This is a genomic window from Aeromonas sp. 102P (genome assembly GCF_051920345.1).
Classification (GTDB): Bacteria; Pseudomonadota; Gammaproteobacteria; order Enterobacterales; family Aeromonadaceae; genus Aeromonas; species Aeromonas veronii.
The window spans coordinates 4,499,902-4,515,259 of the sequence record NZ_JBQBCZ010000001.1 but is presented as its reverse complement, the minus strand read 5'-3'; the positions used below and the strand labels follow the sequence as shown (position 1 = coordinate 4,515,259).

The window sequence follows — 15,358 nt, the reverse complement described above, 5'->3', positions numbered from 1 at the left end:
ATCGTGGCTAGAACTGTGTGCCATAACGGTATATATGGCAGCTTGTAGGGCGGGATGCCGGGCAAAAAAGAGCCCGCACGATGGCGGGCTCTCGGCAGATCAGATGATTCTGCGTGGCTTATTCTGCCTTGGGGGCAGCCTCAGCGGGCGTTTCACTGCTATCGGCTGGCGCACTCTCGGCCGCCGGGGCTTCCGGTGCCGGGCCTGGCACCAACTCCACCGCCGGCTTGGCGATAAGGGAGCGGGTCTCTTCCACCGCTTCGGTCAGCTTCACCTCGATGATCTGGCCGAGCTCATAAACCACTTCGGTCTTGTCCAGATAGACGCGGCCGTTGTCCCAGTTGCACTCCAGTCGATCCTTGTTGTCGAGGATGTGACGGGCAGGCAGGAAGACCACTGCTCCGTTCTCCTGCAGACGCAGCTTGAGACCGGCACGCATCACGTCGATGATCTCGGCGTTGAAAACCTGATCGGTGCCAGCGGCGGCTTTCAGGTAACGGACATAGAGCCAGTCGCCGATGTCGCGCTCCACCATGCGGTGCAGGCGGCGGCAGGCGGTCAGGTGCTCGGTGAGCTCGGTGCTCGGGCGCTCACCCGGGGTCTTGCCGGCGATGACCGCTTTGAGCAGACGATGGTTGACCATATCGCCGTATTTACGGATCGGGGAGGTCCAGGTGGCGTAGGCATCCAGACCCAGACCATAGTGGGCGCCCGGCTCGGAGGACATCAGCGCATAGCTCTGGAAGCGGCGGATCTTGCCATCCAGCCAGCGGGTGTCGAGGTTGTCGATCCAGCGGCGCAGGGCACAGAAGCCGGAGAGACTAGCGATCTCGTCGCGCTCGAACGGGGCTTCGGCACTCTTCAGCAGGTCGATGGCGCCGTCGAGGGACTCTTCGTCAAAGCCGGTGTGAACGTTGAAGATGCCGTAACCGACGCTCTTGCCCAGCACGCGACCGGCGCAGATGTTGGCGGCGATCATCGACTCTTCCACCATGCGGTTGGCGATGCGGCGCGGCTCGACGTGGATGGCCAGCACTTCGCCATTCTCGCCCAGCTCGAAGTCGTAGTCGGGACGATCCGGGAACACCAGGGCATGCTCGGTTCGCCACGCGATGCGTGCCTCGGTCATTGCCTTCATCAGCGGCAGCTGGGCCAGTACGCCTGCGTCGATGGACAGCTCTTTGCCATGCTCGGCCCAGTCGGAGACGTCGTCATAGTTGAGGCGGGCGTGGGAGCAGATGCGGGCGGCGAAGAACTCGGTCTCCTCCAGCAGCAGGCCATCTTCGGCGATGAGCAGACGGGCACACAGAGTGTTGCGCTCCTCGCCCTCTTTCAGGGAGCAGAGCTCGTCGGAGAGGGTGCGCGGGATCATCGGCACGTTGCGGCCCGGCATGTAGACGGTAAAGGCGCGCTGGGCGGCTTCCTTGTCCAGCTCGCTCCCTTCGGCCACATAGGCGGTCGGGTCGGCGATGGCGACCAGCAGCTCCCAGCCGTTATCCAGCTTGGTGATGGCCAGCGCATCGTCCATGTCCTTGGTCTTGGCACCGTCGATGGTGAAGAAGGGCACCTTGGTCAGGTCACGACGGGGCAGCTCCTCCTCTTCGATCACCTTCCACTCCGGCAAATCAGCCGGTTCGACCTGGGCCAGGTTGTGGCGGGCCAGCACCACCCACCAGGGCACATTGTGATCTTCCTGGGCGGCGATCTTCTGGGTGATCTCGGCAGAGAAGTTGCCGTCGACCAGCGCGTGGCGCTTGAGGGTAGCCACCACCCAGTCACCTTCCTTGAACTCTTTCTCATCCAGACCCTTCTTGACGCGGGCCTTGATGGCATCCTTGATCAGCGGGTGGTCGGCGACCACGTTGAGGCGGTCACGGAACATCTTGACCCGGGCCACGAAGCGGGTGACGGACTGCTCCAGCAGGGTATCCGGCTCGGCCACTTCCTTCTCTTTTTCGGTACGGATCAGGGCGGTCACCCGGTCACCGTGCATCACCTTCTTCATGTAGGGAGGCGGCACGAAATAGCTGGTCTTCTCATCGACTTCCAGAAAGCCGAAGCCCCGGTCCGAGGCGCGGATCACACCCTCTTTCTTCGGGATGTTTTCGCGGATTTGTTGCTTGAGCTGGGCCAGCAGCGGATTGTCTTGGAACATAAGTGAGGAACCTGAAGTGAAAACCTGGGTGGAGACCTGATGAAGGATCGCCCAGCACTATACGTTTTTAGCCCTGCAAAGCCAAGGTGAATGGCCTGCTCAGCGTGCTTTCAACTGCGATCTGGCATGGTCGATGAGACGCTGGGAGAGCTGCTTGTGAACCCCTTTTTCCAGTACCCAGCGGTGCCAGTAGAGGCGTTCCGTCAGGACGTGGTCGGGACTGAGGTTGAGCAGTGACCCGCCTGCGAGCTGGCCTCTTATCTGCAATTCGGGAATGAGACAGTAGGCCAACCCCTGCTCGGCCATGGCGACGAAGGCCTCTGAGGAGTGGACCGTATGGCAGGGATAACCGCCGGGCTCCAGCCCGAAGTGTTCCCTCATAAAGCTCACATGCATGTCATCGCGCTGATCGAACGCCACCGCCGGTGCCTTGGCCAGCGCCTCACGAGTCAGGCCGCGAGGGAAGTGGCGGGCTACGAAGGCGGGGCTGGCGGTAAGCAGATAGTTCATCTCACCGAGCTCGTCGACGCAGCAACCCGCCAGCGGCTGGGGATGCAGGCTGACCGCACCAAAGGCTTGACCCTCGCGGACCTTGTCGAGGGTGCGGCTCTCGTCATCGACCAGCAGGTTGAGTTCGATGGGGTGCTGTTTCAACAAGGGGGCAATGGCGGGCAGGAACCAAGTGGCCAGGCTGTCGGCGTTCACTGCGATGCTGATCCGGATTGGCCCCTGCGGCTGGTCGGGGGCCAGCTCCCCCGCCAGTTCGAGCTCGAGCTGGTGTACCTGCCGATAGTGGGCCAGCAGTTTTTGGCCGAGTGGCGTGGCCTGCAGGGGTTGGCTTCGAATGAGTAGTGGCTCGGCAAACTGCTGCTCCAGCTGCTTGATCCGCTGGGAGATGGCCGACTGGGTGATATGGAGCGACTTGGCCGCCCGATCGAAGTTCTGCTCCTGCAGTACCGCATCCAGCGCCCGCAGCAGTTTGTAGTCCAGCTCTTTCATCTTCTCTCCCTTCCGTTGCCCAAGGGCTGACTCTACGTCACTCGGCAGGGGACAACAATGGGCGGCGGAAGGGGTGTTGCGCTGTGATTTTTGACAGTAGTGGTCAGGCCATTGAGGGAGGATACTCTCTGGTGCCGCATGGGGTAGCCCTGCGCAGATCGTAGCGACATCTTTATCCCGGGTCTGTTTTCCCGGGATTTTTTATGAGTGAACTGCCAGCACCGGTGACGGTTGCTGCAGTGGATAATGGCTGGTTTGATAATGGCCCAGCAGAGGTTGGGAGACCGCCAGCGCGAAGCGCTCATCCAGATGGAAGCGGATGCCAACGCCCCTTACCGCACCCAGATCGACTGCCTGCCGATGACCGAGCCGCTCGATGGGCAGGCCAAGTCGGCGGAAGATGCGCTCCACCGGCAGGCTGACGACGGCGACCAGCTCCCGGATCCCGTGGGCATGGGCGAAGGCATAGACCTCGCGGAAGATGACGCAAGTGAGTTCGCTGACGCCATTGCTCATGCGCGGTGCGCGCTGGGCATCGATAGCCAGACGGGTGAGTTCCCAGACATCGGGGGTGCGTGGTGCGCTTTCACCGGCAAGGGCGGTGGGGAAGATGGTGGGCAGCATATAGGCATCGGCACAGTTGAGCAGACGAATGCAGCCACACAGCCCTTGTTCGTCCTCGATCAGCACCCAATGGGTGTCTGGCGTGTCGAAGCTGTCACGCTCCAAGCCCCGATGAGACTCGACATCCCAGCCTAGCCGGTCGGAAAAGACGCGATTTCGAAAGCGATAGAGTTCATTCTCCACCTCGTTTCGTGGATGTTCTCTCAATTTTCCTTTAAAAACCAACATTATGGACCCTCTATCTTGCTATTCGCCGTTATAATCACATGTCTGGCCAAGGGGGCTTTCATATGAACAGAGACCAACTGCTTGAGTACCTCGAACATTTCACTTCGGTGACGGACGGCAATCGTCTGGCCGAACTGATCGGTCGCTTTACGCTCGGGATGGGCTATGACTACTATCGCTTCGCCCTGATCCTGCCGATGTCGATGCAAAGGCCCAAGGTGGTGTTGTTCAACCAGTGCCCCGATTCCTGGGTGCAGGCCTATACCGAAAACAACATGCTGGCGTGCGATCCGGTGATCCGGCTGGCACGCAAGCAGACGCTGCCCATTTACTGGAACCGCCTCGATGAGCGGGCCAGTTTTCTGCAGGAGGGAACCATGGACGTGATGGGGTTGGCCGCCGAGTTCGGATTGCGCAATGGCATCTCCTTCCCTCTGCACGGCGCAGCCGGGGAGAACGGAATCCTCTCCTTTATCACGTCCGAGCGGGCCTCGAGTGACCTGCTGCTGGAGTCCTCGCCGATCCTCTCCTGGATGTCCAATTACATCTTCGAGGCGGCCATTCGGGTGGTGCGTTTCAGCATGATGGACAGTGCGGGTAAAGACCCCTTGACCGAGCGCGAGACCGAGTGCCTGTTCTGGGCCAGCGAAGGGAAGACCTCTAGCGAGATCGCCTGCATCCTCGGGATCACGGAGCGCACGGTCAATTACCATCTCAATCAGGTCACCCGCAAAACCGGCTCAATGAACCGCTATCAGGCCATTGCCAAAGGGGTTAGTACGGGGCTTTTGCTACCCAATTTGGAGCAAGTTGTGGTTACCAACTTCCCCAGATTGCTGCAGTAGGCTGAGCCCACAGGCGCAACAGATTCTCCTGCCGCACTCTGAGGGTCACAATTGTCAGATCCGGTAATTGACAAGGGCTGGAACAGCGGCTGGGTATGCCGGTTTTTATTAGCAAAATGAATCAATAAGTAAATCAATGAATTTCTAGGAAGGAACTACCATCGCTATAGTGCCGCTCATTCATCATTTCGAACGGTACTCTCCATGATGTTCGCAACGACACTGCAAGGCTTCACCATCGGTCTGGCCATGATCATCCCCATCGGCGCCCAGAATGCCTTTGTGCTGAGCCGGGGCATCCATCGCAATCACCATCTGCTGACGGCCACGCTCTGCAGTTTCTGCGATCTCACCCTGATTGCTATCGGCGTATTTGGCGGGGCCAATGTGCTGGCTGCCAGCCCCCTCGGCATGGCGCTGCTCACCTGGGGAGGCGTGCTGTTTCTCGGCTGGTTTGGTGGCCGTTCCCTGCTCAGTGCCTGGCGCGGTAAAGGGGAGGGGCTTGCCGATTCTGCTCAGCAGATGGGTGCCAAAAGCGTGCTGGCGATGACGTTGGGAGTTACGCTGCTCAATCCTCACGTCTATCTCGATACATTGATGCTGCTCGGCTCCCTTGGCAGTCAGGTGAGCGAGTCCCTTCGTCCGGCTTTTGCTGCGGGGGCCATGCTGGCCTCGTTGGTGTGGTTCTACTCGCTGGCGCTGGGTGCTGCGGCACTGGCGCCCTGGTTGGCCCGAGGCCGGGTGCAGCAGGGGATCGATCTGCTGGTTGGCATCATCATGCTGAGCCTGGCTATTCAACTGGCCATAGGATGTTGAGGAAGTTAAGGCGGCAGGAATGAGCGACCGGTAACAAAAAGATGCCACTCACATGAGTGGCATCTTTGCTATTGACAGGGTTCAGACCCTGAACTGGGAGAGCAGGCGCTGCTGCAGCAGGCTGGCCTGATGGAGCGAGGAGGCGAGTTGCAGACACTCCTGCGCCTCCTGTTCTCCGGTTCTGGCTTGCAGACTGATGCCGGAGACCTTGTCAGAGGAGTGGCTCAGGGTGTGTGACAGTTGACCTGTGGCTACGGCGACCTGCTGCACCATGTCGGCCAGCTGGTCGATGGCGCCTTCCACCTTGAACAGGATCTGCTTGGTGTTCTCGGAGTCCTGCATGCCGGACTCCACCGTCTTGAGGTTGCGTTGCATCATCAGATAGGCGGTCTCGGTCTGCTGCTGGATGCTGCTGATCACCTGGCTGATCTCGGCGCTTGATGTCGCGGTGCGATTGGCCAGGGTGCGCACCTCGTCCGCAACCACCGCAAAGCCACGCCCCATCTCCCCCGCGCGGGCCGCTTCGATAGCCGCATTGAGGGCAAGCAGGTTGGTCTGCTCCGAGATGCCACTGATGGTGGAGATGATCTGGCCAATCTGACCCGCCTGCTCCTTGAGGGAGTTGATGGCGATGGCACACTCGCTCACCTCCTGTACCACCCGCTGCATGCCCGCGCTGGCGGAGGCGACATACTGGCTGCTCTCGGTGGTCAGCTGGCGCACCTCATTGGCATTGTGGGCCGCTATGCTGCAGTTGTCCGAGATACCGGTGGCGACTTGCACCATCTGTTCACTGTCGTGGTGCAGGGCCAGCGCATGTTCGGCGGTCTGGCGGCTGCTCTGGCTGATTGCCTCCACCCGGTTGACCGAGGTGTGAACGTGTTCGCTGATGTGTTGGTTGTTGTCCATGGTGGAGCTGATCATCTTCTGCAATTTCTCGATGAAACGATCCACACTGTTGGCCAGCGAGCCTATCTCGTCATCCCGTTGCAGGTTGATGCGGGCGTTGAGGTCCCCATCGCCGGCGGCGATATCCTGCATTCGTTTGTCCACTTGCAGCAGTGGGGTTACCAGTTTGCGGGTCAGCCAGAAGCCGCAGAGGGTGACCATGATCAGGCTCAGCAACAGGCCACCCAGCAGCAGGGTTCGGATCTGGCTGATGATGCCGTTGAGCTGGGCCACCTGATCCTCGACAGTGGCATCGCCGCTCTCCTCGATGGCAACCAGCTGTTGTCGCAGCTCATCGGCACTGACCTCATAGGCGGACTGCTGGGCCTGATAGCTGCCGAGCGCATCGACCCACTGTCCCATCAGTTGCTGATGCCGGGCCAACAGGGCGCGATACTCTGCCGACAGTGTCTTGCCGGCAAATTCGCCGGTTCCCTCGATATCGAACAGCCCGGTGCCGAGCATGCTGTCGACCGCTTCGTGGTAGAAATCGGTCGCCTCTTTTAACTCGGCTTGGATCGCCTCTGTGACTCCTTGTCTGCGCATCTTCTCCAGCGCATAGAGTTGGCGCAAAAAGCCTATGTTGGACTCCATCCCCCCGTCGGCCGCTTCCCAGCGAGTGGAGAGGCCGCTGTTCCAGCTGATGGTCTGGTCGGGGGATTGGGTCAGCGCCTCGACCGCGTCGTCGCCGATCACCTCCAGCTGGGTCGAGAGGCGGGCCATCAGATCGGCGTTGTGATGCAGTGCCTGATCCACCTCGGTATAGGCGTGATAGAGCGCCAGCAGCTTCTCTTGTTGCTGTTGATAGTCCTGCTTGTGCTGTTCCATGGTGGCAAGGGCCGCACCATCAATGAGCTGCCCCAGGCTGACCCGGGCCAGCGCGTCATCGGTCGCCGCCTTGGCAGCATCGAGTTCGGCGCGATTGAGCGGGGTTCCGTTTTGCATCTTCTGAATCTGTAGCTGTTGATTGCCCAGTTCTATGGAGCCCTCCATGGCACCGTCGGCGGTCTGCCAGGCGGCGCCCAGTACGTAGGAGAGCAGATTGGCTAGCCGCTGGCTGCCATACCAGCCAACGACCCCCATGCCCAGCGTACATCCGAGCAATATGGCAAGACCCAGATTGGAGGTGGTAACAATTTTCATGTGATGGCCTTCCTTGGTATCGACATTGGCACCAGCTTCGGTTCCGAACGGGTTTAGTGTAGTGGTTTATCCCCCGCTCGGGAGCGATGCGGCGCTGAAACATCCCGTGCACTGGCTGCACCCGATCAAGCATGGTGGAAAATTGGATAAAAAGCCTCTCTGACCATGCGGGTGTTGCTGCCCTATGCTGGATACTTATCCAGTTATTCTTTATGCTATGAGCCAATTTACGAATAGTTGTATTGGTGAGGAGAGAGCCGTGATTGGTCGCTTGAGAGGCATTGTCATTGAAAAGCAGCCCCCCGAGGTCCTGCTGGAAGTGGGCGGGGTTGGCTATGAGGTACAGATGCCGATGAGCTGCTTCTATGATTTGCCGGAGATCGGCAAGGAAGCGACCATCCATACTCACTTCGTGGTGCGGGAAGATGCCCAGTTGCTCTATGGTTTCAACCATAAACAGGAGCGGGCGCTGTTCCGCGAGCTGATCAAGACCAACGGAGTCGGCCCCAAGCTGGCGCTGGCGATTCTTTCCGGCATGACAGCTACCCAGTTTGTGCTGAGTGTCGAACGTGAAGAGATAAGCTCTTTGGTCAAACTGCCGGGAGTCGGCAAGAAGACCGCCGAGCGGCTGGTGGTGGAGATGAAGGATCGCCTTAAGGGGTGGGTCAGTCACGACCTCTTCTCCCCGGCCATGGTCACCTTGCCAGCCAGTGAGCCCGAATTGCGGGCACCTGATGTGACCGAAGAGGCGGCCAGTGCGCTGGTGGCCCTAGGTTACAAGCCGCAGCAGGCGAGTCAGATTGTCAGCAAGATTGCCAAAGAGGGGATGTCGGTGGAAGATATCATCCGTGAATCCCTGCGTAGCCTGGTATGAGGTAGTTGATGATTGAAGCAGACCGCCTCATTTCGGCTAGTGCCGCCCGTGAGGATGACATTATTGACCGGGCTATCCGCCCCAAGAAGCTGGCTGACTACACCGGTCAGGATACCGTCTGCGAACAGATGGAGATCTTTATCGAAGCGGCCCGTCAGCGGGGTGAAGCGCTCGATCACCTGTTGATCTTCGGCCCGCCGGGTCTGGGCAAGACTACCCTCGCCAACATCGTCGCCAACGAGATGGGGGTCAATATCAAGACCACCTCCGGCCCGGTACTGGAGAAAGCGGGGGATCTGGCCGCGCTGCTCACCAACCTCGAACCGAACGATGTGCTGTTCATCGATGAAATCCATCGCCTCAGCCCGGTGGTGGAGGAGGTGCTCTATCCGGCGATGGAGGATTACCAGCTCGATATCATGATCGGGGAGGGACCAGCGGCTCGCTCCATCAAGCTGGATCTGCCTCCCTTCACCCTGATTGGCGCCACCACCCGGGCAGGTTCACTGACCAGCCCGCTGCGGGATCGCTTCGGTATCGTCCAGCGGCTGGAGTTCTACAACGTCAAGGACCTGACCGATATCGTCTCCCGCAGTGCCCGTTGTCTGGGGCTAGACATGACGGAAGATGGTGCCATTGAGGTCGCCCGTCGCTCTCGCGGCACGCCGCGGATTGCTAACCGTTTGTTAAGGCGGGTGCGCGACTTTGCCCAGGTGAAATCCGATGGCCGGATCGACGGCCCCATTGCTGCTCGCGCCATGGACATGCTGGATGTCGATAATGAAGGCTTCGACTTCATGGACCGCAAGTTATTGTTGGCTGTGATAGACAAGTTTATGGGGGGCCCGGTGGGTCTCGATAATCTGGCCGCCGCGATCGGGGAAGAGAAAGATACTATCGAAGATGTGCTGGAGCCTTATCTGATCCAGCAAGGGTATCTGCAACGTACACCCAGAGGACGGATTGCGACCACACGAGCCTACGCTCATTTCGGTCTTCAGCGACCAGATGAGAAGTAAAAACAGTCGTTTGAACATGAAACCGCCGTCAAAGGCGGTTTTTTATTATCCGGGCAAAAAAAAGCCCACGGCGGATGCGGTGGGCAAAGACAATTCAGGATGGATGTTCACAGACAGTGAGTGCGTCTGGACACAGACCGGAAAATAAACAGGTGAGCCGTCGCGAGCTCTCAGAGTCGGTTCAGTTGATAGAGCTGAACAAAGGAAAGCTTGTAGTAACGGATGGTTTTAGCAACAAACTTTTTCATCTTCGATTCCAATAGACAGGTTCAAATTGATCGTCGAATACGTACCGTGAACCCGGATTAACCGGCCTGTATCCAAGGGTATGCCCTCACTGCGAGGCGCATTGTAGGAGTTCGAATCGACCCCGGCAAACAAGAAAAATTGCACTCTTCAAATTAGTTTATCTAATGTCTTTGTTGATGAAATTGGTTCGCATGAGTATGCATTCTTTGCAATTTTAAATTGAGTTTTCGAATCAGATTGCCTGACTCGGATAACATGGAAAAAGGTGCGTCATTCACGCTTTTCAAATTAAACCGAGCGGCGGGATGTTAAATTCTTAAATTGATTTAAATCAATGTTTTACGCTTTGTTGTGTTTTGTGATCTGGCTCGCGTCAATAATCGTGAAATAGATTAAAAATGCCTTTCAAAGCCATGTATGACGGGTCCTTTTACATTGATTTCAATCAAATAAAGGTGATATAAAAACCCGGTCATCATGGGCGAGAATAAATTTAGGCTGATTGTTTTGGAATTGTTAAACATTAGCTTTATTTGTGTTCTCGTATTGCCTTGTTGTTAATGCCAGTGGTTACTGAACGCGTTTTGTTGTGACACGTCCCAATAAGGCTCATTCGATAACCTCCAACGGAAGCTTTGTGCTTAAAACTTAAAATAGCCGTGCCAATAATCGGTGAGGAAACATCATGATTGCTGAGCATGTGGTAGACCTATCGCGGTTCCAGTTCGCTGCGACGGCCCTTTATCACTTTTTGTTTGTACCCCTGACGCTGGGAATGGCCTTTCTCCTGGCGATCATGGAATCCGTCTATGTGATGACCAACAACACCATCTACCGGGACATGACCAAATTCTGGGGTAAGTTGTTTGGTATCAACTTTGCCTTGGGGGTCACCACAGGTCTGGCCATGGAGTTCCAGTTCGGGACGAACTGGGCTTACTACTCCCATTATGTCGGCGATATCTTCGGGGCCCCGCTGGCTATCGAAGGGCTGATGGCCTTCTTCCTGGAGTCCACCTTCGTCGGTATGTTCTTCTTTGGTTGGGATCGTCTGAGCAAGCATCAGCATCTGGCTGCCACCTGGTTGATGGCGCTGGGTACCAACCTCTCCGCCCTCTGGATCCTGGTCGCCAACGGCTGGATGCAGAACCCGGTCGGTGCAGAGTTCAACTTCGAATCCATGCGGATGGAGATGATGAGCTTCGCTGACGTGGTGCTCAACCCGGTTGCTCAGGTCAAGTTCGTCCACACTGTGGCGGCTGGTTATACTTGTGGCGCCATGTTTGTGCTGGGTATCTCCTCCTACTACCTGCTGAAGAATCGTGATGTGGCGTTTGCCCGTCGCTCCTTCGCCATTGCCGCTGCGTTCGGTATGGCTTCCATCGTGTCCGTGCTGATCCTCGGTGACGAATCCGGTTACGAGACCGGTGAAGTGCAGAAGGTGAAACTGGCCGCTATCGAAGCTGAGTGGGAGACTGAACCTGCTCCGGCTGCCTTTACCCTGTTTGGTATTCCGAATCAGGAAGAGATGCGTACCGACTACGCCATCAAGATCCCCTATGCACTGGGCATTATCGCGACCCGCTCTCTGGACGGTCAGGTCACCGGTCTGAAGGATCTGAAGAGCGAGCACGAACTGCGCGTCCGCAACGGTATGACCGCTTACGACCTGCTGACCAAGCTGCAATCCGGTGACAAGTCTGACGAGACCCGCGCTCGCTTCGACGAAGTGAAACAGGATCTGGGCTACGGTCTGCTGCTCAAGCGCTACACCAGCAACGTGACCGATGCTACCGACGAGCAGATTAAGGCCGCCGTGGATGACTCCATCCCGCAGGTACTGCCGCTGTTCTTTGCCTTCCGCATCATGGTTGCCGTCGGCATGCTGATGCTGGTGCTGATTGGTATGGCCTTCTATGACAGTGCCCGTCACCAGATCGGCAAGCGCAAGTGGCTGCTCAAGGGTCTGCTGTGGGGTATCCCGCTGCCGTGGATCGCCATCGAAGCTGGCTGGTTTGTTGCTGAATATGGTCGCCAACCGTGGACCATTGCAGAGGTGTTGCCGACTTCCCTCTCTGCATCCAACTTGCCTGCAGCCGAGATCTGGTTCTCTCTGATCGGTATCTGCCTGTTCTATACCGTACTTCTGGTTATCGAGATGTACCTGATGTTCAAGTATGCCCGTCTTGGCCCCAGCAGCCTGAAGACTGGCAAGTATCACTTTGAACAGATCAAGGCATAAGGAGAGCGACCATGTTTGATTACGAAACTCTGCGTGTCATCTGGTGGGCTCTGGTCGGCGTGTTGCTGATCGGTTTTGCCATCACTGACGGCTTCGACATGGGGGTAGGCGCACTGCTCCCGTTCGTCGGCAAGAAAGATGTCGAGCGCCGCGTGATGCTCAACACCATGGGGCCGCACTGGGAAGGTAACCAGGTGTGGCTGGTCACTGCCGGTGGTGCCTTGTTCGCCGCCTGGCCGATGGTGTATGCCGCGACCTTCTCCGGCTTCTACATCGCCATGATCCTGACGCTGATGGCGCTGTTCCTGCGTCCGGTCGGTTTCAAGTACCGCTCCCTGCGTGCTGATGCCAAATGGCGCAGCAACTGGGACTGGGCCTTGTTCGCCGGCAGCGCCGTACCGCCCATCGTCTTTGGTGTGGCCTTTGGCAACCTGCTGCAAGGCGTTCCGTTCGAGTTTAACCAGTTCATGATGTTGACCTATCACGGCAACTTCTTTGGTCTGCTTAACCCGTTCGGCATTCTGGCTGGTCTGGTGAGTCTGTTCATGCTGCTCACCCAGGGCGCAACTTGGTTGATGATGAAGACCGACGGTGAAGTGCTGGCGCGTTCCCGCACTGCCGCCATGATCTGCTCACTGCTGACTCTGGTGCTGTTTGCTGCCGCGGGTTGGTGGGTAAGCGGTATGGAAGGCTATGTCATCGTCAAGGCTGCCGCGACTGACGCGGTATCCAACCCGATGAACAAGGAAGTTGTCCTGCAGGCTGGTGCCTGGATGAACAACTACACCCTCTATCCGTGGATGGTGGCTGCCCCTGTACTGGGCCTGGCCATGAGCCTGCTGACTGCGCTGTTTGCCCGCATGAACATCGGCTGGCTGGCGTTTACCAGCTCCTCGCTGGCGATTGCCGGGGTCATCCTCACTGCCGGTTTCTCCATGTTCCCGTTCGTGATGCCCTCAAGCCTTGAGCCGTCACTGAGCCTGACCATGTGGGATGCTACTGCCTCTTTCAACACCTTGCAGGTGATGACTGTGGCTGCAGCGATCTTCGTACCGATTGTGCTGGGTTACACCATCTGGACTTACATCAAGATGTTTGGCCGGGTAACCAACAAGCACATCGAAGATAACCAACAATCTCTCTATTAAGAGGTGCGCTGACAATGTGGTATTTCACCTGGATCCTGGGGCTGTTGCTGGCATGTGCATTTGGCATCATCAATGCGCTGTGGCTGGAACACACCGAGAACATGGATCGTCAGATCGATGAAAACAAGTGATCGACTCGCCAGGCTGGCCGCTCCACTGGAGCGGCAGCCGTGGCAGGGGTTGATGTTACTCGCGGCGGCCTTGTTGGCCGTCGCTATTTTACAGGCCCCCAATCTGATCGCGGCCAACACCAGCGAGCATGGTCTCTGGCTTGCTCCCTGGCTGATGTGGGCCGTCTGTTGTGGCGTACTTAACGGGCTTGGCTTTCATCTGAAAAGCCTGCCCGGACGTGTGCTGTTCAACCCCTGGCTCGCCTGGCCCAGTTTGTTGTATGGCCTCTGGCTGACACATTCATATTTCCTTTCATAAAAAACGGGGGGAGGCAGGATTTCCCTGTCTCCCCCTGCTTCTTTCCTATTCAGCCCTGCGCTATGATAGCCCCCCATCTGACTGTCGAATGGATCACAGATTGTTATGGGGGAAGTCTTTGAGTTTCCGGTGCGTGTCTACTACGAAGACACCGACGCCGGGGGCATCGTCTACAACGCCAATTATCTCAAGTTTATGGAACGTGCTCGCACCGAGTTTCTTCGTGCCAAAGGGGTCGAACAGGACGTCTGGCTGCAGGAGGGATATGCCTTCGTGGTGAGCCGAACTGAGATCGATTTCCGCTCGGCGGCCCGTTTTAATGAACTATTGAATGTATTAACGCAAGTGATTGAAGTGAAACGCGCATCCCTGCGCTTTTCGCAGCAGATCCTGGCGGCTGATGGACGACTGATCACCCAGGCCATGGTACAGATAGCCTGTGTCAGTCATCCGCAAATGAAACCTGTAGCTATACCTGAAAAAATCAAGGGAGTGCTGTTAAGTGCACGCTGAAATTTCGTTTATTGGCCTGTTTTGGCAAGCCAGCCTGTTGGTAAAACTGGTCATGATGACCCTGATGAGCATGTCTATTGTCTCGTGGGCGCTGATTATCCAGCGTTCAAAGGCGATCAAGGCGGCCAATCTCGCATCGGAACAGTTTGAAGATCGCTTCTGGTCAGGGGTCGACCTCAATCGGCTCTATCAGGAGTCCTCTTCCCGCCGCGATGATATCGAAGGCATGGAAGATATCTTCTACTCCGGCTTCAAGGAGTATGCCCGCTTGCTCAAGGCCGGTGCCCGTGGTCAGGATGCGGTAATGGATGGTACCTACCGCGCCATGCGCGTCTCCCTCTCCCGCGCGGTGGATGACCTGGAATCTAATCTGCCGGTGCTGGCGACCATCGGCTCCATTAGCCCCTATATCGGTCTGTTCGGTACCGTATGGGGGATCATGAACGCCTTTATCGCCCTGGGTCAGGTTCAGCAGGCCACCCTGCAAATGGTGGCGCCGGGTATCGCGGAAGCGCTGATCGCTACCGCCATGGGTCTGTTTGCCGCTATCCCGGCGGTTATCTTCTACAACCGCTTCTCCAACAAGGTCGAGCGGCTGGAGAACGCCTACGCCAACTTCATGGACGAGTTCACTACCATTCTGAACCGTCAAATTGCACAGCAGCAGGGTGATCAGTAATGCAAACCTATCAGCGGATCCGGCGCAAGAAGGTGGCCGAGATCAACGTGGTTCCCTATATCGACGTCATGCTGGTGCTGCTTATCATCTTTATGGCGGTCACGCCGGTGATCACGCAAGGGGTCAAGGTGGATCTGCCACAGGCTGAGTCCGAGCAGTTGCCGGAAGATGCCAAGCCGCCCTTCATCGTCAGCGTCAATACCGAAGGCGAGTATGTCATCAAGGCTGGTGAAGCCGATGATGAGCCGGTGCCAAGCGGCACGCCAGAGGCGATGCAGCAATACATCACCGAAAAAGCCATGGGCTATCTGGCGATCAACCAGAATGCCCCCGTGGTGGTCGCGGGTGACAAGGCCGTGCGCTACGAAGAGGTGATCCTGTTGATGGTGGCCCTCAAGAATGCGGGTGTGCCTCAGGTTGGCCTGATGACAGATCCGGTGAACTAAC

General features: G+C 57.5%; 15 protein-coding genes. 11 read left to right on the top strand and 4 right to left on the bottom strand.

The annotated features are described in order from the left end of the window. Positions 1-118: 118 nt before the first annotated feature. From ACTG1K_RS21185 to ACTG1K_RS21175, 3 genes are all read right to left on the bottom strand, one after another. Positions 119-2,155, bottom strand: coding sequence for an exoribonuclease II (locus tag ACTG1K_RS21185; RefSeq protein WP_139461968.1), 2,037 nt, complete (start codon positions 2,153-2,155; stop codon positions 119-121). A gap of 99 nt (positions 2,156-2,254) precedes the next feature. Beyond that, complete coding sequence (locus tag ACTG1K_RS21180; RefSeq protein WP_440006659.1) at positions 2,255-3,154, bottom strand: LysR family transcriptional regulator ArgP; 900 nt, start codon at positions 3,152-3,154, stop codon at positions 2,255-2,257. A 201-nt stretch (positions 3,155-3,355) separates the two neighbouring features. Then, on the bottom strand, positions 3,356-4,006 hold the full coding sequence (locus ACTG1K_RS21175; RefSeq protein ID WP_182963238.1) for an acyl-homoserine-lactone synthase: 651 nt from the start codon (positions 4,004-4,006) through the stop codon (positions 3,356-3,358). Between the two features lie 62 nt (positions 4,007-4,068). On the opposite strand from ACTG1K_RS21175, the gene ACTG1K_RS21170 reads away from it, so the two are divergent. After that, positions 4,069-4,851 carry a LuxR family transcriptional regulator gene (locus ACTG1K_RS21170; RefSeq protein ID WP_005335753.1) on the top strand — a complete coding sequence of 261 codons (783 nt, stop codon included), beginning with the start codon at positions 4,069-4,071 and terminating at the stop codon, positions 4,849-4,851. A gap of 207 nt (positions 4,852-5,058) precedes the next feature. Then, on the top strand, positions 5,059-5,667 hold the full coding sequence (gene lysE / locus ACTG1K_RS21165; RefSeq protein WP_440006839.1) for an L-lysine exporter: 609 nt from the start codon (positions 5,059-5,061) through the stop codon (positions 5,665-5,667). An 81-nt stretch (positions 5,668-5,748) separates the two neighbouring features. Here the strand turns inward: lysE and ACTG1K_RS21160 are convergent, their stop codons facing one another. After that, complete coding sequence (locus ACTG1K_RS21160) at positions 5,749-7,758, bottom strand: methyl-accepting chemotaxis protein (protein ID WP_425856140.1); 2,010 nt, start codon at positions 7,756-7,758, stop codon at positions 5,749-5,751. 259 nt (positions 7,759-8,017) lie between these two features. Between ACTG1K_RS21160 and ruvA the strand changes: the two genes are divergently transcribed. The 9 genes from ruvA to tolR all read left to right on the top strand — a co-directional run bounded on the left by ruvA (position 8,018) and on the right by tolR (position 15,357). After that, entirely contained in the window at positions 8,018-8,632 is a 615-nt protein-coding gene (gene ruvA / locus ACTG1K_RS21155) for a Holliday junction branch migration protein RuvA (RefSeq protein WP_005335746.1), read from the top strand. A gap of 8 nt (positions 8,633-8,640) precedes the next feature. Further along, the gene (gene ruvB, locus ACTG1K_RS21150) at positions 8,641-9,651 is read left to right on the top strand and encodes a Holliday junction branch migration DNA helicase RuvB (RefSeq protein ID WP_005335744.1); all 1,011 of its coding nucleotides are present in this window, start codon (positions 8,641-8,643) and stop codon (positions 9,649-9,651) included. Positions 9,652-10,585: 934 nt separating this feature from the next. Further along, positions 10,586-12,142, top strand: a complete 1,557-nt coding sequence (locus tag ACTG1K_RS21145) for a cytochrome ubiquinol oxidase subunit I (RefSeq protein WP_005335743.1) — start codon at positions 10,586-10,588, stop codon at positions 12,140-12,142. 11 nt (positions 12,143-12,153) lie between these two features. Then, positions 12,154-13,290: a cytochrome d ubiquinol oxidase subunit II gene (cydB, locus tag ACTG1K_RS21140; protein ID WP_005335741.1), complete on the top strand. Its 1,137-nt coding sequence runs from the start codon at positions 12,154-12,156 to the stop codon at positions 13,288-13,290. A 14-nt stretch (positions 13,291-13,304) separates the two neighbouring features. After that, a complete protein-coding gene (cydX, locus tag ACTG1K_RS21135) occupies positions 13,305-13,421 on the top strand; it encodes a cytochrome bd-I oxidase subunit CydX (protein ID WP_005304933.1) in 117 nt (38 codons plus the stop codon). Then, positions 13,408-13,719, top strand: coding sequence for a cyd operon YbgE family protein (locus tag ACTG1K_RS21130; protein ID WP_041202810.1), 312 nt, complete (start codon positions 13,408-13,410; stop codon positions 13,717-13,719). The genes cydX and ACTG1K_RS21130 overlap by 14 nt, the downstream gene beginning before the upstream one ends. A gap of 105 nt (positions 13,720-13,824) precedes the next feature. After that, positions 13,825-14,232, top strand: coding sequence for a tol-pal system-associated acyl-CoA thioesterase (ybgC, locus tag ACTG1K_RS21125; protein WP_005335737.1), 408 nt, complete (start codon positions 13,825-13,827; stop codon positions 14,230-14,232). Continuing rightward, positions 14,222-14,911 carry a protein TolQ gene (gene tolQ, locus ACTG1K_RS21120; protein ID WP_005335735.1) on the top strand — a complete coding sequence of 230 codons (690 nt, stop codon included), beginning with the start codon at positions 14,222-14,224 and terminating at the stop codon, positions 14,909-14,911. The genes ybgC and tolQ overlap by 11 nt, the downstream gene beginning before the upstream one ends. Beyond that, positions 14,911-15,357, top strand: coding sequence for a protein TolR (gene tolR, locus ACTG1K_RS21115; protein WP_005335733.1), 447 nt, complete (start codon positions 14,911-14,913; stop codon positions 15,355-15,357). The genes tolQ and tolR overlap by 1 nt, the downstream gene beginning before the upstream one ends. Position 15,358: the final 1 nt, after the last annotated feature.